General features: G+C 60.8%; 26 protein-coding genes, 1 tRNA gene and 4 pseudogenes. 9 read left to right on the plus strand and 22 right to left on the minus strand.

The features are described from left to right. Positions 1–5: 5 nt before the first annotated feature. On the minus strand, positions 6–755 hold the full coding sequence (locus tag GKR99_00315) for an SseB family protein (GenBank protein ID NKB26083.1): 750 nt from the start codon (positions 753–755) through the stop codon (positions 6–8). Beyond that, positions 752–1,324, minus strand: coding sequence for a uracil-DNA glycosylase family protein (locus tag GKR99_00320; GenBank protein NKB26084.1), 573 nt, complete (start codon positions 1,322–1,324; stop codon positions 752–754). The genes GKR99_00315 and GKR99_00320 overlap by 4 nt, the downstream gene beginning before the upstream one ends. A gap of 77 nt (positions 1,325–1,401) precedes the next feature. Between GKR99_00320 and GKR99_00325 the strand changes: the two genes are divergently transcribed. Together GKR99_00325 and GKR99_00330 are read left to right on the plus strand one after the other, a co-directional pair. Continuing rightward, entirely contained in the window at positions 1,402–1,758 is a 357-nt protein-coding gene (locus GKR99_00325) for a helix-turn-helix domain-containing protein (protein NKB26085.1), read from the plus strand. Further along, positions 1,755–2,780: a permease gene (locus GKR99_00330; GenBank protein ID NKB26086.1), complete on the plus strand. Its 1,026-nt coding sequence runs from the start codon at positions 1,755–1,757 to the stop codon at positions 2,778–2,780. The genes GKR99_00325 and GKR99_00330 overlap by 4 nt, the downstream gene beginning before the upstream one ends. A 457-nt stretch (positions 2,781–3,237) precedes the next feature. On the opposite strand, the gene GKR99_00335 is transcribed toward GKR99_00330, so the two are convergent. From GKR99_00335 to GKR99_00380, 10 genes are read right to left on the minus strand one after another with little or no spacing between them, the layout of a single operon-like run. Next, the gene (locus tag GKR99_00335; protein NKB26087.1) at positions 3,238–4,935 is read right to left on the minus strand and encodes a Na(+)/H(+) antiporter subunit D; all 1,698 of its coding nucleotides are present in this window, start codon (positions 4,933–4,935) and stop codon (positions 3,238–3,240) included. After that, complete coding sequence (locus tag GKR99_00340) at positions 4,925–5,278, minus strand: hypothetical protein (GenBank protein ID NKB26088.1); 354 nt, start codon at positions 5,276–5,278, stop codon at positions 4,925–4,927. The genes GKR99_00335 and GKR99_00340 overlap by 11 nt, the downstream gene beginning before the upstream one ends. A gap of 10 nt (positions 5,279–5,288) precedes the next feature. Next, on the minus strand, positions 5,289–6,755 hold the full coding sequence (locus tag GKR99_00345) for a monovalent cation/H+ antiporter subunit D family protein (protein NKB26089.1): 1,467 nt from the start codon (positions 6,753–6,755) through the stop codon (positions 5,289–5,291). Next, on the minus strand, positions 6,745–8,256 hold the full coding sequence (locus GKR99_00350; protein ID NKB26090.1) for a monovalent cation/H+ antiporter subunit D family protein: 1,512 nt from the start codon (positions 8,254–8,256) through the stop codon (positions 6,745–6,747). Before GKR99_00350 ends, GKR99_00345 begins: the two co-directional genes overlap by 11 nt. 22 nt (positions 8,257–8,278) lie before the next feature. After that, positions 8,279–8,713, minus strand: a complete 435-nt coding sequence (locus GKR99_00355; GenBank protein ID NKB26091.1) for a Na+/H+ antiporter subunit C — start codon at positions 8,711–8,713, stop codon at positions 8,279–8,281. Beyond that, complete coding sequence (locus GKR99_00360) at positions 8,713–9,156, minus strand: Na(+)/H(+) antiporter subunit B (GenBank protein NKB26092.1); 444 nt, start codon at positions 9,154–9,156, stop codon at positions 8,713–8,715. The genes GKR99_00355 and GKR99_00360 overlap by 1 nt, the downstream gene beginning before the upstream one ends. Beyond that, positions 9,153–9,713 carry a DUF4040 domain-containing protein gene (locus GKR99_00365; GenBank protein ID NKB26093.1) on the minus strand — a complete coding sequence of 187 codons (561 nt, stop codon included), beginning with the start codon at positions 9,711–9,713 and terminating at the stop codon, positions 9,153–9,155. Before GKR99_00365 ends, GKR99_00360 begins: the two co-directional genes overlap by 4 nt. After that, entirely contained in the window at positions 9,710–10,093 is a 384-nt protein-coding gene (locus tag GKR99_00370; GenBank protein ID NKB26094.1) for a cation:proton antiporter, read from the minus strand. The genes GKR99_00365 and GKR99_00370 overlap by 4 nt, the downstream gene beginning before the upstream one ends. Then, positions 10,090–10,383, minus strand: a complete 294-nt coding sequence (locus GKR99_00375) for a pH regulation protein F (GenBank protein NKB26095.1) — start codon at positions 10,381–10,383, stop codon at positions 10,090–10,092. The genes GKR99_00370 and GKR99_00375 overlap by 4 nt, the downstream gene beginning before the upstream one ends. Continuing rightward, the gene (locus GKR99_00380) at positions 10,383–10,862 is read right to left on the minus strand and encodes a hypothetical protein (GenBank protein ID NKB26096.1); all 480 of its coding nucleotides are present in this window, start codon (positions 10,860–10,862) and stop codon (positions 10,383–10,385) included. Before GKR99_00380 ends, GKR99_00375 begins: the two co-directional genes overlap by 1 nt. 274 nt (positions 10,863–11,136) lie before the next feature. Between GKR99_00380 and GKR99_00385 the strand changes: the two are divergent. The 4 genes and pseudogenes from GKR99_00385 (at position 11,137) to GKR99_00400 (ending at position 15,023) form a co-directional block, all read left to right on the plus strand. Then, positions 11,137–11,789: pseudogene (locus tag GKR99_00385) on the plus strand (ATP-binding cassette domain-containing protein). After that, positions 11,773–13,392: a capsule biosynthesis protein gene (locus GKR99_00390; GenBank protein ID NKB26097.1), complete on the plus strand. Its 1,620-nt coding sequence runs from the start codon at positions 11,773–11,775 to the stop codon at positions 13,390–13,392. Before GKR99_00385 ends, GKR99_00390 begins: the two are co-directional and overlap by 17 nt. A 117-nt stretch (positions 13,393–13,509) precedes the next feature. Continuing rightward, the gene (locus GKR99_00395; GenBank protein ID NKB26098.1) at positions 13,510–14,874 is read left to right on the plus strand and encodes a mechanosensitive ion channel; all 1,365 of its coding nucleotides are present in this window, start codon (positions 13,510–13,512) and stop codon (positions 14,872–14,874) included. A 74-nt stretch (positions 14,875–14,948) separates the two neighbouring features. After that, positions 14,949–15,023: transfer RNA gene (locus GKR99_00400), tRNA-Gln, on the plus strand. 172 nt (positions 15,024–15,195) lie between these two features. Here the strand turns inward: GKR99_00400 and GKR99_00405 are convergent. Continuing rightward, positions 15,196–16,881: pseudogene (locus GKR99_00405) on the minus strand (recombinase family protein). A gap of 20 nt (positions 16,882–16,901) precedes the next feature. Here GKR99_00405 and GKR99_00410 point away from each other — a divergent pair. The 3 genes and pseudogenes from GKR99_00410 (at position 16,902) to GKR99_00420 (ending at position 18,595) form a co-directional block, all read left to right on the plus strand. Further along, positions 16,902–17,860, plus strand: a protein-coding gene (locus GKR99_00410; protein NKB26099.1) for an IS630 family transposase whose coding sequence is annotated in 2 segments (ribosomal slippage) — positions 16,902–17,243 and positions 17,246–17,860 — 957 coding nt in all. Because the reading frame shifts where the segments join, the coding sequence is not laid out codon by codon here. Positions 17,861–17,872: 12 nt separating this feature from the next. After that, positions 17,873–18,088: pseudogene (locus GKR99_00415) on the plus strand (tyrosine-type recombinase/integrase). 303 nt (positions 18,089–18,391) lie between these two features. Continuing rightward, positions 18,392–18,595: pseudogene (locus GKR99_00420) on the plus strand (IS5/IS1182 family transposase). A gap of 6 nt (positions 18,596–18,601) precedes the next feature. Here GKR99_00420 and GKR99_00425 read toward each other — a convergent pair. The 9 genes from GKR99_00425 to GKR99_00465 form a co-directional block, all read right to left on the minus strand. Further along, positions 18,602–19,156, minus strand: a complete 555-nt coding sequence (locus GKR99_00425) for a ferric reductase (protein ID NKB26100.1) — start codon at positions 19,154–19,156, stop codon at positions 18,602–18,604. Positions 19,157–19,209: 53 nt separating this feature from the next. Next, positions 19,210–19,698, minus strand: a complete 489-nt coding sequence (locus tag GKR99_00430; GenBank protein NKB26101.1) for a twin-arginine translocation pathway signal — start codon at positions 19,696–19,698, stop codon at positions 19,210–19,212. Between the two features lie 311 nt (positions 19,699–20,009). Beyond that, entirely contained in the window at positions 20,010–20,639 is a 630-nt protein-coding gene (gene ureG / locus GKR99_00435; GenBank protein NKB26102.1) for an urease accessory protein UreG, read from the minus strand. Then, on the minus strand, positions 20,636–21,295 hold the full coding sequence (locus tag GKR99_00440; protein NKB26103.1) for an urease accessory protein UreF: 660 nt from the start codon (positions 21,293–21,295) through the stop codon (positions 20,636–20,638). Before GKR99_00440 ends, ureG begins: the two co-directional genes overlap by 4 nt. Next, positions 21,285–21,857, minus strand: a complete 573-nt coding sequence (locus GKR99_00445; protein NKB26104.1) for an urease accessory protein UreE — start codon at positions 21,855–21,857, stop codon at positions 21,285–21,287. Before GKR99_00445 ends, GKR99_00440 begins: the two co-directional genes overlap by 11 nt. Continuing rightward, positions 21,781–22,011, minus strand: coding sequence for a hypothetical protein (locus tag GKR99_00450; GenBank protein ID NKB26105.1), 231 nt, complete (start codon positions 22,009–22,011; stop codon positions 21,781–21,783). Before GKR99_00450 ends, GKR99_00445 begins: the two co-directional genes overlap by 77 nt. Positions 22,012–22,149: 138 nt before the next feature. Beyond that, positions 22,150–23,859: an urease subunit alpha gene (gene ureC, locus GKR99_00455; GenBank protein NKB26106.1), complete on the minus strand. Its 1,710-nt coding sequence runs from the start codon at positions 23,857–23,859 to the stop codon at positions 22,150–22,152. Beyond that, positions 23,859–24,164 carry an urease subunit beta gene (locus GKR99_00460; protein NKB26107.1) on the minus strand — a complete coding sequence of 102 codons (306 nt, stop codon included), beginning with the start codon at positions 24,162–24,164 and terminating at the stop codon, positions 23,859–23,861. The genes ureC and GKR99_00460 overlap by 1 nt, the downstream gene beginning before the upstream one ends. 40 nt (positions 24,165–24,204) lie before the next feature. After that, on the minus strand, positions 24,205–24,507 hold the full coding sequence (locus GKR99_00465; GenBank protein NKB26108.1) for an urease subunit gamma: 303 nt from the start codon (positions 24,505–24,507) through the stop codon (positions 24,205–24,207).

A 24,507-nucleotide genomic window follows, 5' to 3' on the forward strand; every position in this document is an offset into this window, starting at 1 on the left:
ACGCTTTAACGCAACTTCGGTGGCCGCGACGGATCGCGGCCCGGCATCGTTGGCACCAACCCCAACTGCGGCAGATCAAAGCGCAATCCCACACGCTCCAGCGTCGCAACGACCGGGTCGCCCGGGTGATGGAAACTCACATCCACGGCGCCGGCTTCGATCCCCGAAAACACCAGCGCTTCACCCACCGCCCGCGTCAGGGCGTTGCGCGCGCCATCGGGCGCACCGATAACCGCCAGCAGGTGGCCCGACGCCCCATTGTCCCAATCCGCTTCGGCCAGATAGGCCGCATCGGCCAGCCCAGCGGCAGCGGACAGTTTCTCATCCAGCGCGCGCAATAGCGCCTCGGGTGCACGGCCCGGCGCGCGCAATGCTTTGGGCCTGCCCGACACCTCCGCCGGGCCTTGGTCCAGCATCCCCGCCAGCCAGTCGAGCGCGTCCGGCCCAAGGATCTGGGACGAGGGTGCGACGCTCAGGTTCAGACCCAGCCCGACGCCCTGCCCGGCCAGCATCGCCACCATCGAACGCCCGGTGATCTCGGCCCGCTCAGCGCCTGCCGGGGCGAATTCGGCAAGCCGGGCCTCGGTATCGAAGGCCAGCACAATAGGCCCGTCGGACAGCTCGAACACCTTCGGTTCATCACGCTCCAACAGCAAAAACAACTCCGCCCCCGCCAGCCGGTCGAAGAATCGCAACCGCTGATCCGGGTCCGCCTCGGCCGCCAGATGCGCCTGATCGAGGGGGGTCTCGCTCATCCCAGAACCTCCGCCACCCGCGCGCGCAGAACTGGTAGCAACTCAGCCTCAAACCAGGGGTTTTTCTTCAGCCAGCCGGTGTTGCGCCACGACGGATGCGGCAATGGGATCACCGCGGGGGCATGGGCGCGCCAATCAGCCACCGTGTCGGTCACGTTGCGGGTGCCCAGATGCCAGCGCTGCGCATGCCCGCCGATCAGAAGGGTCAACTGGACGGATGGCAATGAGTCCAGAACCCCCTGTCGCCAGGTCTTCGCGCAAACTGCGGGAGGGGGCAGATCGCTGCCCTTGGCATCATATCCCGGAAAGCAGAATGCCATCGGAACGATGGCAATCCGGTCGCGGTCATAGAAAGTATCGCGCCCAACGCCCATCCAGTCGCGCAACCGCTCTCCCGACGGGTCATCAAACGGCACGCCGGACTGATGCACCCGCATCCCCGGCGCCTGCCCTGCGATCAACAGCCGTGCAGACTGGCGAAACCACAGCACCGGGCGCGGCGCATGCGCGGTTTTTGTCGCGGCGAAACGCTCGGCGCAAAGGGTGCATTGGGCAAGGTCGGTGGCCATGACGCGGGTCTAGCGCTTATGGACACGGGCGACAAACCTACTTGACATAATTTCGATATTTCTAGATATGTCGAAATATGAAACAAAGCACCCCCCTTCTGCCGGTCGAGAAAGCCGCATCGACATTTGCGGCCCTCGGCTCGGAACAACGGCTGAGCGTGCTGCGCACACTGGAGCGCGCCGGGCCGGACGGGCTGACCATCGGGACGCTGGGCACGCGGAGCGGTGTTTCCGGTTCGACCCTGACGCATCACATGAAAATCCTCAGCGCCGCCGGGCTGGTCAACCAGGTCCGTGACGGGCGGCAGATCATCTGCATCGCCGCCGATTATTCTGAGATGGAAGCCCTCGCTGCATATCTCCTCAGCGAATGCTGCGCCGATAGCGAAGACCCACATGCGCAGCACGGGGCAAACGAAGGACACGGCGCATGACCGACGCGACGCACGACCAACAGGGCCGCAGCTGGATGCCCGACAAAGCATGGCTGGCCAGTGCCATTCTGGTCCTTCTGGTGGCCATCTTCGACTGGCCTCAGGTCGGCCCGATGCTGGGTTTCGCCGCCCGCGTCTTCGTGGGCACATTGCCGTTCATCGCCTTCGCAGTGCTTGCCGTCGCCTACCTCAAGGCCAGCGGTGCCGAGGCGCTGTTGGCCCGCGCCTTCGAAGGGCGCGAGACACGCATGATCGTCCTTGCGGCAATGCTGGGCGGGTTGTCGCCGTTCTGTTCGTGTGAGGTGATCCCCTTCATCGCCGCCATGCTGGCGGTTGGTGCTCCGCTTAGCGCGGTCATGGCATTCTGGCTGGCCTCACCCCTGATGGATCCGGCGATGTTCGCGATCACTGCCGGAACGCTGGGCACCGGATTTGCGACAGCCAAGACGCTGGCCGCCGTGGCGCTGGGGCTGGGGGGTGCCTTTGTCGTCAAAGCCTTCGCCAGCAGCCCGGTCTTTGCCGACCCGCTGCGCGCGCGTCCGGCTGCAAAAGGCTGCGGCTGCGGCCCCTCGCCATTCTCGGGTCAAACCAACTGGCGTTTCTGGGCCGAGGGTGATCGGCGCGATACTTTCCGCGACACGGCGCTGGAAAACGCCCTTTTCCTGACCAAATGGCTGGTGCTGGCCTATCTGATCGAAGCGCTGATGCTGCACTATGTTCCCGCAGACTGGATCGCCGGGGTTCTGGGCGGCAGCGGCGTGTTCCCGATCATTCTGGGCGCATTGGTCGGCGCACCAGCCTACCTAAACGGTTATGCCGCCGTGCCACTGGTCGACGCGCTGCTGGCGCAGGGGATGAGCAATGGCGCGGCGATGTCCTTTGTTATCGCGGGTGGCGTCAGCTGCATCCCGGCAGCGATTGCGGTCTGGGCCCTGGTGAAACCTCGAGTTTTTGTTGCCTACATCGGGCTGGCGATGGTCGGCGCCGTTCTGGCCGGAATGGCGTGGAATGCAGTTGCCTAAAGCGAACAACAGGATTTCCAAAGCACCCGCAGCCTGCTTGGCACATTGACATGAAGCGGGCGCTGGCGCGGCGAAGAACAAGCCGGGCGAGCGCCTGACCGGGGGTAGGCGATGCAACGGTTGTGCGTGGCAATTTATGGTTCAGCGTTAACGCCGGACTACGAAGGTTTCGCGATCCATCGAAATCGCCTGCCCGCGGGACGGTCAGGCGATCGCCCGGCGCCCTTGCGGGCTTGATTCCGGGCGGAAAAGCGCGCCTCGCCAACGTCCGCTCCGACTCGTTGCTGGCAATATCGAGGCACCCGTCTACTTAATGCGCACGCTCCTGGCGGGAGGCCGCAGAGTGTGTATTCCCTCGGTTCCCGGCGCGGACGCGAGTGGGGCGTAGGCCTCCAGATCTCATCAGGGGTTTTCTGCCGGGCTGACACCCGCACCGACGAGGATCGGAAGCGATTGGCTAACTCACAAAACTCACAATCAGCGTCACGCCCAGCAGGATCCCCAGCCACAGAACCATCGCGCCCGTCGGCCAGACCGAGGCCATGCGCCCCTCTGGCCCGTGGCTGCGGTAAAGCCGCGCGATCGTCGCCTCCACAATCCGCGTCGCCTTGCCCGTCACCGCATTCCAGACCTGCGCCAGCCCCCGTGCCGCCAGCCCGATGACCGAAGGCGCGGCCTTGCGATACGTCCAATCAGTGTCCAGATTCACAGCCCGGATTTCAGGCGGGTGCATTCCGGTGCGCATCAGAACGCCAAAGGCCAGAAGCGCAAACAGCAGCAATTGCAACTGCGCGACGACATGGTTCATCGTGTAGGGGTGGTATTCCACCGGGTAGGGCAGGATCGCATAGAGTGTATCCGGGAATACCCCGATGAAAACGCACAGGAACGCGGTGATCCCCATCGCCAACAACATATGCGTCGGCGCCTCGGCCGGGCGCATGCCACTGTCATGGGCAAAGAAGGTGAAGAACGGGATTTTGATGCCGGAATGGCTCAGCACGCCTGCCGAGGCAAAGACCAGCAAAGCCCAGATCAGCGGGTAATGGGCTGAGGCCGTTTCGTCCAGAATCAAAGATTTCGTCACGAAGCCGGAAAACAGCGGAAAGGCCGAGATCGACGCCGCGCCGATCAGGCAGAAGATCGCGGTTTTCGGCATGGTACGGTAAAGGCCGCCAAGCTCGCTCGCTTTCGACGTGCCTGTACGGAACATCACTGCGCCGACGCTCATAAACAGCAGCGCTTTGTAAAGAATATGGGCAAAGGCGTGGGAGGCTGTGCCGTTTAGCGCCATCTCGGTCCCCACCCCGATGCCGACCACCATGAAGCCCAGCTGGTTGTTGAGGCTGTAGGCCAGCACCCGTCGCAAGTCGTTCTCGATCTCGGCAAAAAAGATCGGGAACAGGGTCATGAAGACGCCGATGTAGATCAGGATTTCCGTGCCCGCGAAGCCGCGTGCCAGCGCATAAACGGCCAGCTTGGTGGTGAAGGCGCTCAGGATCACGGCGCCGGTGATGGTGGCGGCTGGATAGCTGTCTTGCAGCCAGTTATGCAGCAGCGGGAAGGCGCATTTTATGCCGAAGGACAGGAAGATCAGCCATGTGCCGAGGCTGCCCAGTGTCATCGCTCCGAACGTCAGACTGCCGGTCTCCTGCCAGACCAGCCCGACGCCTGCCAGCAGGATAACGCCCGATCCGATCTGGATAATCAGATAGCGCATGCCGGTGTGATAAGCCGCTGTCGTCCCCCGCGCCCAGATCAGGAAGACCGAGGCGATGGCCGTGCCTTCCCAATAGATGAACAGTGTTATGAGGTCGCCTGCGAAGACCGCACCAATGGCCGAGCCAGCATACAGCAGTGCAGCGACCTGTTGCACCGGATCCTTGACGTGCCAGGCAAACAGGTTGCCGATGAAGGCGGCGAGGCAGAAGATCAGGGCGAAGACGCGGCTCAGGCGGTCAACGCGGGACAGGTCGAGATCGAGGCCGAGGAAGCTGACGGTGGCAAGGCTGCCCTCGGGCAGCATCCAGACGTGCAGGCCCGCGATGATCGGCACGACCAGCAGCAGGATGCTGCGCGCCTGCCCTTTCGGCAGCGCCAGCAGCACGATGGCGGCGGCGAAAAACAGATATGCGGTTGGGATGCTAGTCGCCATGTTGCACCCGATCCAGCTGATCCTCGGGGTAGGTTTCCGAATCCACCGCCTTGTCGCCGTAGTAATTTTCGGGCCGCTTGATGAAATCGCGCAGGATTTTGGCGGCGAAGATCAACAGGGTGAACATCACGTAGCCATAGATGCCATAGGCGCCGGGGATCGCCTCGACCCCGAAATGACCATATTTCTTATAGGTGAAGTCCAGCATCACCAAGACAATGCAGACCATGGCAAGGCCCCAGAACAGCCGATGCGCGCTGCCGGGTCTGTCGACCCAGCTTAACAGGCGCCCAAGGCGCGGCCAGTTCGCCGGATCATCGGTTGAGGGGGGGTGGTTTGACATCAGCCTCTCCTCAATTCGGGGCAACGATGGGCGACAGGAAGGTCAGGATATCGCCGGCAAAGAAGAACAGGAACAGGCAGCCGACAGCGGTGATCGCCGGGGGCAGCCAGACCAGCGTGGGCGATTCGGCCATGGCCACCGGTCCAGCGGAACCCGGATCGCGCAGGAAGAAGCCGCGCCCGACCAGCGGCAGCAGATAGGCGACGTTCAGCAGCGAACTGGCCATCAGCACCCCGATCATCACCATCTGACCGGTGTCCGCCGCCCCGACGATCAGCAGCCATTTGGACCACGATCCGCCCAATGGGGGCAGGCCGATGATGGACAGTGCGCCGATCAGGAAGGCGAAGAATGTGATTGGCATCGCCCGGCCCAATCCGGTCATCTGGCTGATGTCGGTCTTGTGCGTGGCGACGTAGATGCTGCCTGCGCACATGAACAAGGTGATCTTGCCCATGGCGTGCATCGCGATGTGCATTCCCCCGCCCAGCGCGCCCATGCTGGTCGCCAGCGCCATACCCAGCGTGATGTAGCTTAACTGGCTGACGGTTGAATAGGCCAGCCGCGCCTTCAGGTTGTCCTTGGTCATCGCCACGACCGAGGCGGCGATGATCGAAAACGCGGCCAGCCACATCAGCCAGACCGACGCGCCGGTGTCAGCCAGAAAGTCGATCCCGAATATATAAACGCCCACCTTCAGCATGGTGAATACGCCTGCCTTCACAACGGCCACCGCATGCAGCAGGGCCGAGACCGGCGTCGGCGCCACCATCGCGGCGGGCAGCCAGCGGTGGAACGGCATCAGCGCAGCCTTGCCAATCCCGAAGGCGTAAAGCGCCAGCAGCACCGCGACCATCGGCCCGGCGATATGTCCCTCCAGAATGCCGCCCTTGGTGAAGTCGAGCGTGCCCGCAACAACCCAGGTCCAGACCACCGCGATCAGTTGCAAGCCAATTGAGGTGCCGATCAGGATCGCCAGATAGGTGCGCGCGCCGCGGATCGCCTCGGGCGTGCCTTTGTGGGCGACCAGCGGATAGGTCGAGACCGTAAGCGCCTCATAAAACAGGAACAGCGTGAACATGTTGGCCGAAAAGGCGATGCCCATGACCGATGCAATCGCGAAGCTGAAACAGGCGAAGAAGCGGGCGTGGTCCTTCTCATCATTCCCGCGCATGTAGCCGATGCCGTAGAGGTGCGTCAGAATCCACAGGCCGCTGGCGATCAGCGCGAACAGCAGGCCCAGCGGTTCGACGTTGAAGGCCAGATCAAGGCCCGGCAGAACGGTGAACAGCCGCAGTTGCTCGGTGGTGCCGTTGCCTTCGTTGAACAGGATGTTCAGCACGCAAAGGAACGTCAGCACGGCGGCGGCCAGCGTCAGCCCGTCGCGCAGGTTCGGGTTGTTGCGGAACATCAGGTTGGTCCCGGTCGCCAGCGACGGGATCAGAATGCTCAGCAGGATGGCGGTGTTAGTGTCCATCGCCTGCCCCCGTTTCCAGACCGGTCGAGCCTGCGAACAACCCCTCGGCAGCAACGCTTGCCGCGCCCATCGTCAGATCGGTGTTCAATCCAAAGAAGATGCAGGCCAGCGCCATGATCCACAGCGGCACGGTCATCATCAGCGGTGGGTTGAACGGGTTTGCGCGGGCCTTATGCTCGGCCAGATACAGCACCTCGACCACACGCCAGACATAGACCACTGCCAACAGGGACGAAGCCACGATCAGCACCGCGATCCACCACCAGCCACGTTCCAGCGCGCCCTGCACCAGCACCCATTTGGATACGAAGCCCGCCGTTCCCGGCACCCCGATCAGGCTGAGGCCCGCAATGACCACCGCCGCCGAGGTCCAGGGCATAACCTTGCCCAGACCGCGTATGTCGTCGAAAAACGTACTCCCACAGCGCAGGATGAAAATCCCGGCGGCCATGAACAGCGCCGCTTTGGTGATGCCGTGGTTGAACAGATGCACCAGCGTCGCGGTCACGCCCGTCTCGTTCAAAAGCCCGATGCCCAGCATCATGTACCCGATCTGCGCCAGACTGGAATAAGCCAGCAGACGTTTGAGGTTGCTCTGGAACGCCGCGATGAAGGACGCCGCGAACATCGCCAGCAGGGCGAAGGGGATCAGAATGAACTCCAGCGTGTTAACCTCGAACACGAAGGCGGGCTGGAACACCGAAAACGCGAAGCGCAGCATGACATAGACGGCGACCTTGGTGGCCGTTGCCGCCAAGAAGGCGGTCACGGCCGAGGGCGCAAAAACATAGGCGCGCGGCAACCACAGATGCAGCGGGTACATCGCAACCTTCAAGCCCATGCCGACAATGATGAAGGCGAAGGCCGCCTTGACGGTGCGGTTCGCGCCCTTGTCGGCAATCCGCTCGGCCAAATCAGCCATGTTGAGCGTGCCAGTCGCCATATAAAGGAACCCGATGCCGATCACGAAGAAAGTCGCACCGATCGTCCCCATGATCAGATAGTCATAGGCCGCCGTCAGCGCCCGCTTGTCCTTATGCGCCCCCATGGCGATCAGGACGTAGGTAGAGAGCGACGAAATCTCGAGGAAGACAAAGACGTTGAAGGCGTCACCCGTGGCAACCACGCCCAGCAGACCGGTCAGGCACAACAAGTAGCAGGAATAGAACAACGTGTGGTGCTTGGCGGGGATTTCCTGCGCGACGCTGGCTTTGGCATAGGGCAGCACGACGGTGCTGATCCCGCTGACCAGCAACAGAACGAAGGCATTGGCCGCGTCGATCCGGTATTCGATGCCCAGCGGCGGTGCCCAGCCGCCAAGATGATAGCTGATGACACTGCCGTCGATCACCTGCATCAGCAGCGCGAATGAAATCAGGCAGGATGCCGCACTGGCCAGAAATGCCAATGGCCAGGCCAGCGCCCGCCCGCCCAGCAACACGATCAGCGGTGCAGCAATGAACGGCACCAAGACCGACAGCACCGGCAGGTGGTCGGCCATCTGGAACGTGGTATGGACCGCCTCAGTCGCCACTGTGTCGCCCGCCCATCGCATCACCGTGCTGGTCGTTCACTTTCCGCGAAATCTCATGCTCAAGCTCCAGCAGCGCGTCTTCTTCAATGGTGCCGAATTCCTCACGTATGCACACAATCAGCGCCAGGCCCAGCGCCGTTGTGGCCACGCCGACGACAATTGCGGTCAGGATCAACACATGCGGCAGCGGGTTGGAATAGAGGACATCCGGGTCAACCTTCATATCCAGCGGAAAGATCGGCGCGGTGCCGCCGGTGACGTTGCCGATCGAGATGTAGAACATGAAAACCGAGGTCTGAAAGATGTTCAGCCCGACGATCTTCTTGACCAGATTGCCCTTGGCCACAACGATATAGAGGCCGGTCATCATCAGGATGATGAACAGCCAGTAGTTCAGGTGCCCAAAGAAAAACTCAGACGTCATCACCACTCCTCATCGCTGATGACGGGGGTGCGGGCGGCGAAGGCATAGTAGATCGCGATCATGACGCCGGTTACGGTGATGCCGACCCCGGCTTCGACCAGCAGAATGCCATAGTGTTGCCCGTGCGAGGGGTGATGCGGGTCGAAAGCCGCATAGTCGAGGTACCGAAACCCTCGCGTGAAACTGTACAATCCGGTGAACGCATAGATCAGCAGACCCAGCGCCAGCAGCTTGTGGACCAGCCAGGGCGGGAACACCCGCTGAACATGGTGCAGGCTGAACACGACGCCATAAAGGATGAAGGCCACCGCGATGATCACCCCGGCCTGAAACCCGCCCCCGGGCGAAAAATCGCCGTGAAACTGGACGTAAAGACCGAACAGGATGATGGCACCGACCAGCAGTTTGGTGATGACGCGCAGGATCAGGTGATGACGCATCAGGCGGACCCCTCCTCATCTTCGTCGTCACGGCGTCGGCGGCGCAATCCGCTGATCAACAGCAGCACGCCGATCCCGGCGGTGAAGACCACGGCAACCTCACCCAGCGTGTCGTAACCGCGATAGCTGGCCAAAACGGCGGTCACCATGTTGGGAAGATCGATGTCATCGGGCGTGCGTTCGATATAATCGGCACCGACATGGGTCTGTGCCGGGGCGGCCGGATCGCCGAAATTCGGCATGTCCATCGTGCCGTAAATCAGCGCCGAACCGGTCACAACGACCACAAACAGCGGGATCAGCGGTGACCGGGCCGTCGGGCGTTCATGGCGCGAGGTCAGCGCCATGGTGCCCAGCATCAGCACCGTGGTGATCCCGGCGCCGACTGCGGCCTCGGTAAAGGCGACGTCGACGGCGTCCATGGTCATGAACAGCAAGGCCGACAACAGGCTGAAGATCCCCGACAGCATGACAACCGCGAACAGGCTGCGCATTCGCACAACGGCAAGGGCCGTCAGCACCATGAAGGTGAACAGCGTTATGGTGATGAACAGGTCTATGACAGGTCTGCCGCTTGCAAGTCGCCATCCTGCGCAGGTGTCGGCGCGTCAACAATGCTGCGCAACCCATCGCCTTCTTTCGGGCGCAGGCCGGAAACGAAGGCGGCATTTGCCACCGCATGTGTCGCCGTCGGGCCGGTGATGAACAAAAACAACCCGATGATCAACAGCTTCACCGCGATCAGTGTCGGCCCGGCCTGGATCGCCATGCCGATCAGCAAAAGGATCACACCAGCGCTGTCCATGACCGACACCGCGTGCAGACGCGACCAGAAATCGGGAAACCGCAACACGCCGAAAGCGCCGATCAGCAGGAAGGCGCTGCCTGCCAGGATGAAGCCCCAGCTCAGACCCTCAACAAGGAATTCCGGATCGCTCATCCTGCGGCCTCCTCCTCGGGGTCGTTGCGTGGAATATCGCCGATCGCGCGATACCGGAAGAATTTGAGGATGGCGATCGTGCCGACAAAATTGATCAGCGCATAAAGCATTGCGATATCAAGGAATTCCGGCCGCTCCATCAGGAAGCCAACAATGCCGATGAACAAGACTGTGATGGTGCCAAAGGCGTTCACGGCCAGCACCCGGTCGTACAGCGTCGCCCCCCGGAAAACCCGAATCAGAACTATGACCATGGCGATCAGAAGCGCGACAGTGCCAACTGCGAACATCAGGCCGCCCCGCTTTCGGTTGCCGTGACCCGCGCGTCCATATCGGCCAGGGCGACGATGTCGTGGCTGTGGAACGCCAGTGCATGAACGAAGAAGTGCTTCGGCTCAATCTCGACCGTGATCGTGCCGGGCGTCAGCGTGATCGAGTTGGCAAAGATCACCTGGCCAACGTCAGACCTCTGGCTGTACTTCACCGGGAACAGATGCTGTCGGATCGGCATCTCAGGCGACAGGATCACTTTGGTCACGGCCCAGTTGGCGCGCGCAATCTCGACCAGAAGCCAACCAAAGTAGGCGAAGAACCCGAAAAATCTCAAATGCAGCTCGGGCCGGTCCTGATCCACCATGTCCATACGGCGCATCACGAACACGACCAGCACCACCGATGCGACACCCAACCCGATGGTCAGCGGCTTGTAGACGCCTGACATCAGCAGCCAAAGCGCAAGCAGGACCAAAGCTATGACAATTGTGCGCATGTGACCCTTGCTGACATCGAACCGTTTGTTGACCGGAATCGGTTCCTAGAATTGATAGGCTGCGAATGCCCCGTCTGCAACGCCCGCGCCTGTGCATTTTGCAGAACTGATGCAACGCCCCCTGACGCTGTTATCCATTTTTGCTTGCGCAATGGCCGCTCTGGCGCACATACCCGATGCACGCGCTGCCGCCCTGCGGGCTGCGGTCAGTAATTGTTCAGGTTTGCCGGGTCACTGTGGCGATACCTGTAACGCGAGTTGGTCAAACGGCGAGATGATCGAGTTTCTGGAAGTCAGCAAGTCCTTCTGGACCGGCACACAACGCAAGGTCATCCTCGACAGGGCGACGTTCCGGGTGGAGCTTGGAACCTCGCTTGGCATCCTGGCCCCGAACGGGACAGGCAAAACCACCGTCGTCAACATGATGGCCGGGCTGGAAAAACCCGATGAGGGCATGATCACCCGCAACGCCAGCATCTCGTTCCCGCTGGGCTATATGGGGGGATCGAAACCAAGCTGTCGGCGGTGGAAAACACCCGCTTCATTGCCAAGATGTACGGTCTGGACCCGGACTATATCGAGGCGTTCTGCCGCTGGATGTGCGATCTTGAGGAATACTTCGATGCCCCTGTGGGCACCTATAGTTCGGGCATGCGCGCACGGTTGTCATACGCGCTTCTGCTGGCGCTGGATTTCGACATTTACCTGATCGACGAAGGCATGCCCTACAGCACGGATATGGAATTCAACCGCCGGGCGGGCAATATCCTCAGCGAACGGATGGAGACTGCGACACTCGTGATTGTGTCGCATTCGCCAGAAATTCTTGAAAAATACTGTCATACTGCGGGTGTGTTGCGTAACGGACAGCTGTATATGTTCGATAACCTGCACGAGGCTAGGCGGCTTTATGACTATGAAGGCTAAGGCTCTGAAGTATCGCATTCGCGCTTCGACGCCTTTGGCGGCCGATGTGCCGGATGGGGGCGCGGACCAGGCCGGTGGCCAGCCTGCGGGCAACCCGATGGATGCGTTCCGCGAACGCCCGACCGAAACACCCGCCGCAAACAGTGGCGAACCGACCGGGTCCTTCGCGACCGATATTGCGGCAATCCGGCGCGAGGGGCTGACCGGCCGCCAGCTGCGCATGGCGCGACGGATGGCGCAGAAGAACGGCCTTGCCCCGACATCCGACTTTGATGCTGTCCGCCAGCTGAGAGAACGCGGTATCGACCCCTTCCAGCGCGCGAATATGCTGGAGCTGGTGACCGAAAAAACCGGAGACTCCGAGGCGGACGCCCCGTCGCCTGCACCCGGCGTCTCGCAGGCCACGGCCAGCCCCTCGGTCCCGGCACAGCCAATGCCCGAAGATCACCGGGTCTATCAGATCCGCGCAGTGCGTGAAATCCAGCGCGAGATTGCCCAGCGCAGGCGTCGGCGACTGGCGACATTGCTGGCACGGCTGACGGTCTTTGTGTTGCTTCCGACGTTCCTCACCGGTTGGTATTTCTACGTCATGGCAACCCCGATGTATTCGACCAAGTCCGAATTTCTGATCCAGCAATCCGAAGGCGCAGGCGGGTCTTCGATTGGCGGCTTGTTCTCTGGCACCAGTTTCGCGACCAGTCAGGATTCGATCACGGTCCAAAGCTATCTTGAAAGCCGCGAGGCATTGCTGCGGTTGGATAATGACATCGGTTTCAAGGCGCACTTCAGCCACGAAGACATCGACCCATTGCAGCGGCTGGACCCGGACGCCACCAATGAAGCGGCCTATAAGCTGTTCAAGAAGCAGGTCACGATCGGGTATGATCCGACCGAAGGCATCGTGAAAATGGAAGTTGGCGCTGCCGATCCCGAGGTTAGCGCGGCGTTTTCGCGGGCCCTGATCGCCTATGCCGAAGAACAGGTCGATAACCTGACCCAGCGGCTGCGCGGCGACCAGATGCGCGGCGCCCGCGAAAGCTTTGATGAAGCCGAAGCCAAGATGATCGCGGCACAGGACCGGGTTCTGGCGCTACAGGAAAAACTGGGCGTCCTGGATCCGACATCGGAATCCTCTGCCCTGCTGGGGCAGGTCAACCGATTTGAAACCGAGGTGCAAGAAAAGCGCCTGGAACTTCAGCAATTGCTGGAAAATCTCCGCCCGAATCAGGCGCATGTGCGCGCTGTCGAAGGGGATATCAGCCGGTTGGAAACGCTCATCACCGAATTGCGTAATCAACTGACCGGCGCGACCGAAAACCGGGATTCTCTGGCAAGTATCGCCAGCCAGCTTAGGGTGGCCGAAGTGGATTTGCAGACGCGCACCGCTTTGATGCAGCAGTCGCTGCAGCAGATGGAAAGTGCCCGGATCGAGGCAAATCGCCAGGTGCGATACCTGTCGCTGGGTGTCAGCCCGATCGCCCCGGATGCAGCCACATACCCGAAATCCTTCATCAACACTCTGTTGGCTTTCCTGATATTCACCGGATTCTACCTGATGGCATCCCTGACCGTGTCGATCTTGCGCGAACAGGTTTCGGGCTAGGCCCTCGGGGCCACAGCGGGCGGCAAGGGGTGCGTCGGGCGACACTCTGACCAAGATCGCTGGCAAGTCGCTGCCGGTCTGCGTAGCATTGCCGGGATTCGATGTCAGAGGTTTGGAATGCCCGTATTGCGTCTGCTGGTCACACTTGCCCTTCTGGCATTGGTGACGCCATTTCCGGTTCACGCCCAAAATGACACCACAGTCAGCGCCGACGACATTGCCGTCGCGCCCGAAGATGTGGCGACCCTGCTCAAGATCAGGTCCATCCTGTCCGAGATTGATGGCTACGACGACATCAGCGTCGAAGTGCGCGCCGGTGTCGTTACGCTGACGGGCGAGGTTCTGGAAGCCGAAGCTGCGAGCAATCTGATTGACCTGATCGGTCGGGTTGACGGCGTGCTGACCGTGCAAAATCACATGAGCGAAACGACAGACATCGCCCGGCGCCTGAACCCCGCTGCCGAGCGTGTGGCATCGCGCATGTCCCAGATCGTCGCGATGCTGCCGCTTCTGATCGTGGCAGCGATTGCCGCCGGTCTGGTCGCCGTGCTGGGCTTTGTCCTGGCGGCGATGCGCGGACCATGGGAACGCATGGCCCCCAATCCGTTCATTGCCGAGATCTATCGCCAGGTCATCCGCCTGTTCTTCATCGTCGTGGGCCTGGTTCTGGCCCTGGATATCCTTGGGGCGACGGCCCTGCTGGGCACGATCCTTGGGGCGGCGGGCATCATCGGGCTGGCAATCGGTTTCGCGGTTCGCGACACGGTGGAGAATTTCATCGCCTCGGTCCTGCTGTCGATCCGCCACCCCTTCAGCCCCAATGATCTGATCGAGATCGAGGGCGATCTGGGCAAGGTGATCCGCCTGACCAGCCGCGCAACGATCCTGTTGTCGCTGGACGGCAACCACATTCGCATACCCAACGCGACCGTATTCAAAAGCCGCATCATCAACTATTCCCGCAATCGCGAGCGTCGTTTCTCTTTCGACATCGGGGTTGAATACGACAGTGATCTGGCCGCGGTCCGCCAATTGATCGAAGCGACCGTGCAGGATCTGCCGTTTGTCCTGGAGGATCCGGCCGCCACCGCCTGGATCGAGGATCTGGGCGACGCCGGCGTGGTGCTGCGGGTCACGGGATGGATTGATCAGCATTCGACCAGCTTTGCCGCCGCGCGCGGTTCCGCCATCCGCCACGCCAAAGACGCGATCGAGGCCGCAGGCGTCGAAATCCCCGACACCACCTACCGCGTGCGGCTGGATGGCGCTTTCGGCACGGGCATGATGGCCTCGGTCACCCAATCCACTTCGGATCAGATGCAAAAGCAGCCTCCGAACGCCCCCCCGGCAAAACCCCTGCCAGAGGCGCGCGAAGAAGACGTGCAGCCCGCCGATGAACAGGCGCTGGAACGCATGGTCGACGCCGAACGCCTTGAAGAAGAACAGACAGATTTGCTCGAACGAGGCAGCGCGCTGGAATAGGCTGAAACAGTGCGATTTTCGCGTCAATCCCACTTGCGAAGCCGAAAGAGCGCAAGTAAGTAGGCCCGCACCGTTGGGGTGTAGCCAAGTGGTAAGGCAGCAGTTTTTGGTACTGTGTATCGTAGGTTCGAATCCTACCACCCCAGCCAGCCACTTCCCTTGATCGAGACTGAGCAAGGTGTGCACCGAATTGTGCCGCGTTTTCGGGCGCTTGTGCGTGGGCCTGGTCTGCCGAGACACGGATAAGGCGCGAGATCCTCGGCCAATCCGGCCAAAGTCTGCACTCGCCATTTCGGCGATACGAGGTTGAGGTGTGATTGATCAGAGAGCTGCGAGAAGCACGCGTTGGTCGGCCCAGTCGGACGGCAGGTCGTGGCGCAAGTACCAGTCCGACGTGAAGCTGATGGGCTGCTTGCCGTCGATGACATCTGTGACGATGTCCGGCGCAAGGAACGTCAGACCGATCATTTGTTGGATGCGCCGTTTCGATGTGTCCTCTGAAGTGGCAATCTCGGCAAATGTCTCACCCGCCTTGATGCGCTCGAACCAGTGATGTGCACGCGCGATATTCAGGAGCAGTACAGCGTCCTGACTCGTCGGTACATCGGCCAGGGTGATCCTGGTCTCGACACCTCGCTTGCGCAGTTGGAACGCGTGGCGGGGGATAAGACTTGCATCTTTCAGTTGAGACGGATCGACCTGTAAGTGCTCTGCAACGGCCTCTCCGTCCATCCTGATCGCAAGGTTGCCGGGAGCGAGATCGATACGCTGAATGATCTGCAAAACGTCAGCATCGGCCGACTTGGCCATTTTGCCCAGTCTGGATGCCACTTTGCAGATCTGATCCGCAGAAGCATCGCGAAGCAATGCCGCAGGGAAGCCCGGCCTTGCCAGCGTTGATCGCACAAGCCCTGCGATCCGATGTTCCAGTTCTTGCGCCGGAAGCCGCCAGGCATCCGCATGCGGCTCACCGGATCGCGCGACCAGACGATGCGAGATGTAATAACGCAGGCGCACGCCATTGCGCGTTCGCGAATGCGATGGGGTGAGCCTGTCGCCAGTCTCATCGAAGAGCTTGCCGATAAGAGGCGATTTGCTCACCCTGCCAGTTGACCGCCCTCACCGCTTCGTTGCACCGGCCTTAAGCTGGTTCTGAACCGCGTCCCATCGGTCGGGCTCGATAACCGCGTCGTGCTGCCCCTCAAACACCTTGTCACGATGCCGGATGCGCCCGGCATAGACCGGATTGGTCAGGATGTGATGGATATGGCCACGATCGAACGGATTGCCACCGCTTGTGTTGCCATCTGGGGCCGTTCGCCGACGACTACGCAGGCCGAGCCGATCAGCCTCCTGCTTCACTTGTCGGATGGTGCCCAGGCGCTCGTAGAGTTCGTACAGCGTTCGGATGGTCCTGGCATCGGATACATTGATTGCCAGCGTCCGGCCATCGGCGTCGTAGCCAAGCGGTACCTGTCCTCCCATCCAGAGTCCTTTGCGCTTTGACGCCGCAATCTTGTCGCGAATTCGTTCAGCGGTCACTTCGCGCTCGAATTGCGCGAAGGACAACAGCATGTTCAGCGTCAACCGGCCCATGCTGGTTGCTGTGTTGAACGATTGCGTTACCGAGACAAAGGAGGCCTCCGCGGCGTCCAGCACATCGACGATCTTGGCGAAGTCCGCCAGAGATCGGGTCAGCCGGTCGATCTTGTAGACGACGATCTGATCGACAATGCCGCTGCGGACGTCTTCGAGCAGCCGTTGCAGAGCCGGCCGTTCCAGGCTTCCGCCAGACAGACCGCCGTCATCATACGCGCCTTCCAGAAGTAGCCAGCCTTCGTGCTTCTGGCTGGCCACATAGGCGGCGCAGGCCTCGCGCTGGACGTGAAGAGAGTTGAACTCCTGCTCCAGCGCCTCCTCGGAACTCTTCCGCGTATGGTCGACTAAAGCGTTTCGTCTTGAACCTGAATCGCGAGGGATTCCCTTGAGACCTGATCTGTGATTCATCCTGTTTGGGAGGATGGATCATGTCAGCACCTTTGCCATCTGCGCTTCGGATACGGTTTCAGAGATACATTGAAGAAGGGTTGAGCGGGCGCGCGGCGGCGTTGCGGTTGAAGCTGTCGCCTGCCACAGGCGCGCGGTGGGCGCGTCAGGTGAGGATGAAGGGTCATGCGGAACCTGCCCGGCAGGGACCGCCGCGCGGCAAGGGAAAGCTGGCTCCGCATCGGGAATTCTTTGAGGAGTTGATCGCACAAGACCCTGACATCACGCTCTTTGAGTTGCGTAATGCGCTGGCCGATGCAGAGGGTGTGCGGGTGCATCACTCCTCCATCGCCAACCTTCTGTCCCGGCTCGGCTTCACGTACAAAAAAAGTCGCTGGTCGCAACCGAGCGCCGCCGCGCCAAGGTAAGGCAGCAACGGGCCGACTGGTTCAGATACCGCTCGCCAGCCATTGCGACCTTTCCTGAGCGCGTTGTCTTTATTGACGAAACCGCAGTGAAGACAAACCTCACGCGCCTACGCGGCAGAGCCAAGCGCGGTAAGCGCCTGACGATGGATGCGCCCTTCGGAAGCTGGGGAACCCAAACCTTGATCGCGGGCCTGACCCAAGGCGCGCTGATCGCACCTTGGGTCATCAAGGGAGCGATAGATGGCCCCGCCTTCGCGGCCTACATCCGCGAAGTGCTGGTCCCCGAGATCAACCCCGGCACTGTCGTCATTCTCGACAACCTGGCAACCCACCGGAATAAGGAGGCGACGCAGGCTTTACGCAATCACGGCTGCTGGTTCCTTTACCTGCCACCGTACTCGCCCGACCTGAATCCCATCGAGCAGGCCTTCTCTAAACTGAAAGCCCATTTGCGACGGATCGGGGCCAGGTCCTTTACCCAGGTCTTCGAAGCAATCGGAGCAATCTGCGATCTCTACGACCCAGTAGAATGCTGGAACTACTTTAAGGCCGCCGGATATGTCTCAGGTTAATGTCGAAACGCTTTAGTTCGTGATTGGGTGGCTGCGATTGGACTAGAACCGAGCGGCTACGGCACTCATTCGCTCCGCCGGACCAAAGCCGCTGAGATATACCGCAAAACTGGCAACCTTCGTGTTGTGCAACTTCTACTCGGCCATACGAAGGTTGATAGCACAGTGCGCTACCTTGGCGTCGAATTGGAAGATGCTCCGAGTATTGCGGAGCGCATCGACATCTAAGCGATGTTGGCGAACGCTGCTTGCCGTTCGCCAACTTAGAAGAGACATAAGATCACGCAGCGGCGAAAACGAAGTGCGAGCCCAACCTGTAAATTGGATTTTCTTGCTGCGTGCGCTCGCAGCGCCAAACTTGCGGCGCGTGCAAAAAATCTGTGCTGCCTTGCGAGGGGAGAACCGGTCATTCGAGCTTTCTGCAGTGAAAACGAATTGTTCAGGGGTCAGGTTGCGGAGATAGTGTTGAAACAGTCTGTTGATTGGAGCGGTCTGCCCTGATTCACTTTATTTGAGAGTGGAGGATCGGCGATGATGGAACCAAGGCAGGTGGCGCAGGGTGCGCAGTTCTATGAGTTCTCGATTGAGGATTTTGTGCCGACGGATCATCCGCTACGTGGCATTGATCGGTTTCTTGATCTGTCTGAGGTTCGCCCGCTTCTTGCACCATCGTACAGCCCGCATGGCCGTCCTTCGATTGACCCTGTGCTGATGATACGGATGTTGTTGCTGGGCTAGCGCTCAGCGCCTGCGGTGGCTGCGCCTGAAGACATCGGCGACAACGATAGCCAATGCCGCAGCAATGAAGACGCCGAGAGCCGTTTTGGATTTCGTGCCCATCGTGCCCTGAACAAGCACGGCATGAACGACTGTGGTGACAACGATCACGACCGCCAATATCGCATGAGCGATCCGCCAGTTTGCCGGACCAAAGCGCCAGTAATGCCGAATTTTAACCGAATGCGCGGACACAAACAGCGCCCACATCGCAATGACACCCCAGTTTGAGAACGGAGTCGGCGACGAAAAGGTCAGGGCGTCGATCATATCCGGTGGGCTGGTGACCCAAAGTCCAGCCACGTGAAGTGTGACCAGAAAGACCAAAAGTGCCCCGTTGATCCGGTGCACGCGACGACTCAGGCGCGCAGGTAGCCCTGGCAGATATCCCCGCGCCAGCAATGGCTGAACCATCATCAGCGCCATGGCAGCAATGCCCGCAAAGCCAGCGGCAATATAGACCGGGTCACGCCAGGCAAGAAGTGGGCTGGCCGCGGCCACTGCGACCGGAACCAGCATTACCGATGCCAATGCGGTCCAGATGAAGGTCCTTCGCAGAGCTTGCCCGATGCTCAAGCCGGTTGAAGGACAAAGTTGGCAATGAGGTTCGTTTCACTTGAGTTGGCCATGATCGGACGCAGAAACACCGTTTGAAAATCATCCCCATCATAGGCCAAATGCCCGTGGGGCTGGCCAAACGCAGGGACAATCTGCGGCATTTCGAGGCGAAATTCGCCATTATTGTCGGTTAGCGTTGCGCCGTGACTATGGGGATCACGCTCGTGCCCCTCAGTTGTATGCGCCCAGATCTGAATGCGCTGACCAGACAGCGGGGCGCCATCGCCTGCGCGACGGACCGTACATGCCATCAAAAAGCCGCCACCGCCAATCCGCTCCACGATCGGCGCGCCGGGAATGTAGTTGTTTGCCCCACCTCGCATCGACTGTGTCGCCTTTAGGGATTGCGCACGGGCGGGCGCTGCGAAACCTGTCACGCCGGTCGCAACTAGCGCCGCAGCGGAGAAAAGAACCGAGCGGTGCATGTTGACTAATCGGGTCATTTCATATCCTCCGCTTAGACCACCGGCTGTCCGAGCGATCCTTATCCGGCCAGCCTCGAAGTGTACCACGCTTTCGACAAGTCTCTAACTGACATCGGCAGATGTAACAAAACAGACGAGGTCAAGGAATCGTGATCCCACCATCAGTTTCATGACTGATAGCGCGGTTCGGCCAAAATCGGGAGTTCGCCAGATTGCGCACGTACTTTCAGTAGGGATGCCATCACACCGAAAGCGGGTCATTCTGAATATTTCCTCGCTGCCTGAAACTACAGAATTGTGTGGACTCAAAATATGGCGCGTCTACGCACTCACCTGCAAGCAATCGCCCTTAGACCACCGATTTCCGTCACGTGCTGGATGATAGCCTGTATTCCATCATCCGCTTTCAAAAAGGCAAATTCGAAGGGTCGGTCGCCGCGCATTCTGGCAGCGTCCCGTCGCATGACGTCGAGCGATGCGCCGACATGAGGGGCCAGGTCGGTTTTGTTGATGATCAGCAAGTCAGACCTGGTGATTGCGGGGCCGCCTTTCCGAGGGATCTCTTCGCCCGCAGCAACGTCGATGATGTAAAGCGTCAGGTCTGCCAGCTCGGGGCTGAAGGTTGCCGACAGGTTGTCGCCACCGCTTTCGATGAACACGACCTCAAGGTCTGGATGGCGGGCGGTCATTTCGGCCACGGCGGCAAGGTTGATAGAGGCATCCTCACGGATCGCCGTATGAGGGCAACCGCCGGTCTCGACACCCATGATCCGGTCACTGGGCAGCGCCTGAAGGCGTACCAGCGCCTCGGCATCTTCGCGCGTGTAGATATCGTTTGTGATTGCGGCGACCGAGAACTGATCGCGCATTGCCACGCACAGCGCGGCGGTCAGGGTGGTTTTGCCTGCGCCGACCGGGCCGCCGATGCCAACGCGCAGAGGGCCATTTGTAGACGTCATGAGCGGAATATCCTTGAGTTTTGGGTTTCGTGGCACATTGAGGCGATATCGACCAGAAACGCGGATGACCCAAGGCCGTCCAATGACTGTCCCAGGGCGATATCTGCAGTTCGGTTGATCAGCGTTGCCAACCCGCCGAGGCATGCCTGCCCTTCGGTCTGGCCCAGCGGGATCAAGCGGATCGCAGCTGATACCAGATTGCTGGCGAAAGCCTGAAGGTACATCCGTGCCGTAGGATCAAGCGGAACGCCCTGCGAGGAGGCCGCCGCGCCCACCGCAACCGGAAACGCCAGTTCCGGCAGGTTCAGCCTCCAGATTGCCGAGGCGGTGTGCGCAAATGCTGCCCCCTGTTGTTCGGTTTCCAGCAAGCGCTCAGCCGAGCACGCAAGAGCACGGGCCAACGCGTCAACCTCGGCCAGTTCGCCGCGCGATCCCGCGCGATAAGCCGCCGCCAACAAGATCAAATCGGTGCGCCCCGCCCCCTGTTCGATCACGGTTGCCAGCCATGTCGCGAATGAGTTCGCGTTGGTGACCTCACCGGTATCGACCGACCATTCCAACCCATGACTGTAACTGAACGCCCCGACCGGAAAGCTGGGCGAGAGCCATTGCGCCAGGGTCAGCAAATCGTTGGGCGACAGTGCCTCAGTGGTCATGGGAATGGGTCCGTCCGTGGCCATAGGCGCCGCCTTCGGGGGTGAAGGATTCGCTCACCTCGCGCAGGGTTGCGCCGAGCTTTTCCAACATATCCCGGATGACCTTATCGCGCTGGATCAGCAGACGGTCAGGTTCGATCTGGCAAGGGCAGTGCCGGTTGCCGATATGCCAGGCGAGCGGTGTTAGCTCGCCGGTGATCTCCAGCAAGGGTTCCTTGGCCGCGATGACCTCGATCAGGCGGCCATCCGTCAGTTCGAAGGCGTCGCCGTGGTGGAGGGACGTGGTGTGGGGGAGATCGACGAGAAATGCCTCGCCACTGTCTGTCGTGAGGGTTTTGCGGCGCAGGAAGCGCGCGTCGTAGGTGAGGGTGCAGGCTGCGCCACGATCCCGACTATCGGCGTGATGACGGACAGTATGACAAACCAGCTCTTGCAGGTCTCGGGGGGTCAAGACCGGCCCCCCGAATGTCTTGCGAACAGTCGTCCTACAGATGAAGCATGTCGCGGAAGACGTGTCGCACGATACCGTCGCGATCCAGCCCCATAGAAGCCAGTTTCGCATCGGTTTTCGCGTTGAGTTTTTCGATCTGATCGAGACGCGATCGTCGAACCATGTAGGCATTGAAACCCTGTCCGATGCCCGCGAAAAAGTTGTCGAGTGATGCGCGAAACCCGGTTGAGCGGTCGAATGTCGATGATTGCGTTGTTTGTGTCATTAGAAACCTCTTCGTATTGTGAGTTTGGTTTCCTCCCACGGTTGCAACGGTAGACCGCATCGTCCAACGCTGAAATATCGTTGTGTGCATATTCGATATGCGTTCGGTGCAAGTCATCAAATGACATCGTCGGCGCCCTCAAAACAAAAAATACCGATGCGCCATCGGCAACACCTCGGCTGGTTCACAGGTCAGCAACTCGCCATCTGCGCGGACATCGTAGGTTTCGGGGTCCACCTCAACCTTTGGCGTCGCGTCGTTCAGCAGCAGATCTCGCTTACCGATCTGGCGGGTATTCTCAACAGCCACTGTCTGCTTGGACAGTCCAAGCTGCCCGCCGATCCCTGCCGCCTGCGCGGCCGCCGAAACGAAACTGACGGCAGAGTTTTCGACCGACCGCCCGTAGGCCCCAAACATGGGCCGTGAATAGACCGGCTGCGGCGTCGGGATCGAGGCATTCGGGTCGCCCATCTGGGCGCAGACAATCGTTCCGCCCATCAGAACCATCTCCGGCTTCACGCCAAAGAACGCCGGGTCCCACAGGACCAAGTCGGCGCGTTTGCCCGCTTCAACCGAACCAATCTCAGCCGAAACGCCATGGGCAATCGCCGGGTTGATGGTGTATTTCGCGATATAGCGGCGAACCCGGAAATTGTCGTTCTCCCCCGTCTCATCGGCCAGCCGACCGCGCTGTTTCTTCATCTTGTCAGCGGTCTGCCAGGTGCGGATCAGAACCTCGCCGACGCGGCCCATCGCCTGACTGTCGCTGGCAATGATCGAAAACGCGCCCATGTCGTGCAGGATATCTTCCGCCGCGATCGTCTCTCGCCGGATCCGGCTTTCTGCAAAGGCGATATCCTCGGGGATTGATTTGTCGAGGTGATGGCAGACCATCAGCATATCCAGGTGCTCTTCCAGAGTATTGACCGTGAAAGGGCGGGTCGGGTTGGTCGAGCTTGGCAGCACGTGATCCTCGCCGCAGATCTTGATAATATCCGGTGCATGGCCTCCTCCGGCGCCCTCGGTATGAAACGCATGGATCGTGCGGCCCTTCATTGCGTTAAGTGTATGCTCGACAAAGCCGCTTTCGTTCAGCGTGTCGGTGTGGATCATCACCTGAACGTCCATGTCGTCGGCCACGCTCAGGCAGCAATCAATCGCGCCCGGAGTGGTCCCCCAATCCTCATGCAGTTTCAGCGCGCAGGCCCCGGCTTCGACCATCTCGACCAGCGCCCCCGGCTGGCTGGCGTTGCCTTTGCCCGCCAGACCGAAATTCATCGGAAACGCGTCGAGCGATTGCAGCATCCGCCCGATGTGCCAGGCGCCGGGCGTGCAGGTCGTCGCCAGCGTGCCATGCGCCGGACCGGTGCCGCCGCCGAACATTGTGGTAACGCCCGAGTGCAGCGCGTCTTCGATCTGTTGCGGGCAGATAAAGTGGATGTGGCTGTCGAAACCGCCGGTGGTCAGGATGCGCCCTTCACCGGCAATCGCCTCGGTTCCGGGGCCGATGATGATATCGACGCCGGGCTGCGTGTCCGGGTTCCCGGCCTTGCCGATCTTCGCGATCCGCCCGTCACGCAGGCCGACATCGGCCTTGTAGATGCCCGAGTGATCCACTATCAGCGCATTGGTAATCACCGTATCCACCGCGCCGCCCGCCCGCGTCACCTGAGACTGACCCATCCCGTCGCGGATCACCTTGCCGCCGCCGAACTTGACCTCCTCCCCATAGGTGGTCAGATCGCGTTCAACTTCGATAATCAGATCGGTGTCGGCGAGCCGCAGGCGGTCTCCGGTAGTCGGGCCATACATGGCGGCATAGTCAGCGCGGGCGATTTGTCGGGACATCAGAGGTCTCCCATCACGGCCTGATTGAACCCGAACACCCGCCGCGCACCGTTGAGCGGGATCACCTGAACCTCGCGCCTCTGCCCCGGTTCGAACCGCACGGCGGTTCCGGCGGCGATGTCCAACCGGCAGCCGTGGGCGGTGGTTCGGTCGAACTCCAGCGCCGGGTTGGCCTCGGCGAAGTGATAGTGGCTGCCGACCTGTACGGGGCGGTCGCCGGTATTGGCGACCATCAGGGTGATGGCCTGGGTCCCTTCGTTCAGGGTCAGGGTGCCGTCGGCGGGGAAGAGTTCTCCGGGGATCATGTGAGTGTCCTGTTCTTGGGGTGCCGGGGTGAACCCCGGCCTACCGGATGGGGGTGTGGACGGTGACAAGCTTGGTGCCGTCCGGAAACGTCGCCTCGACCTGCACTTCGGGGATCATATCGGGCACGCCTTCCATGCATTGATCGCGGGTGATGACCTCGGCCCCGGCGCTCATCATTTCCGAAACACTGCGCCCGTCGCGCGCGCCTTCGACCACCGCGTCTGTGATCAGGGCGATCGCCTCGGGGTGGTTCAGCTTGACGCCGCGCGCCATGCGTTTGCGGGCAACCTCGGCGGCCATGGCGACGAGCAGTTTGTCTTTTTCGCGTGGGGTCAGTTGCAT

The sequence above is a fragment of the Paracoccaceae bacterium genome (assembly GCA_012103375.1).
Taxonomy (GTDB): domain Bacteria; phylum Pseudomonadota; class Alphaproteobacteria; order Rhodobacterales; family Rhodobacteraceae; genus WLWX01.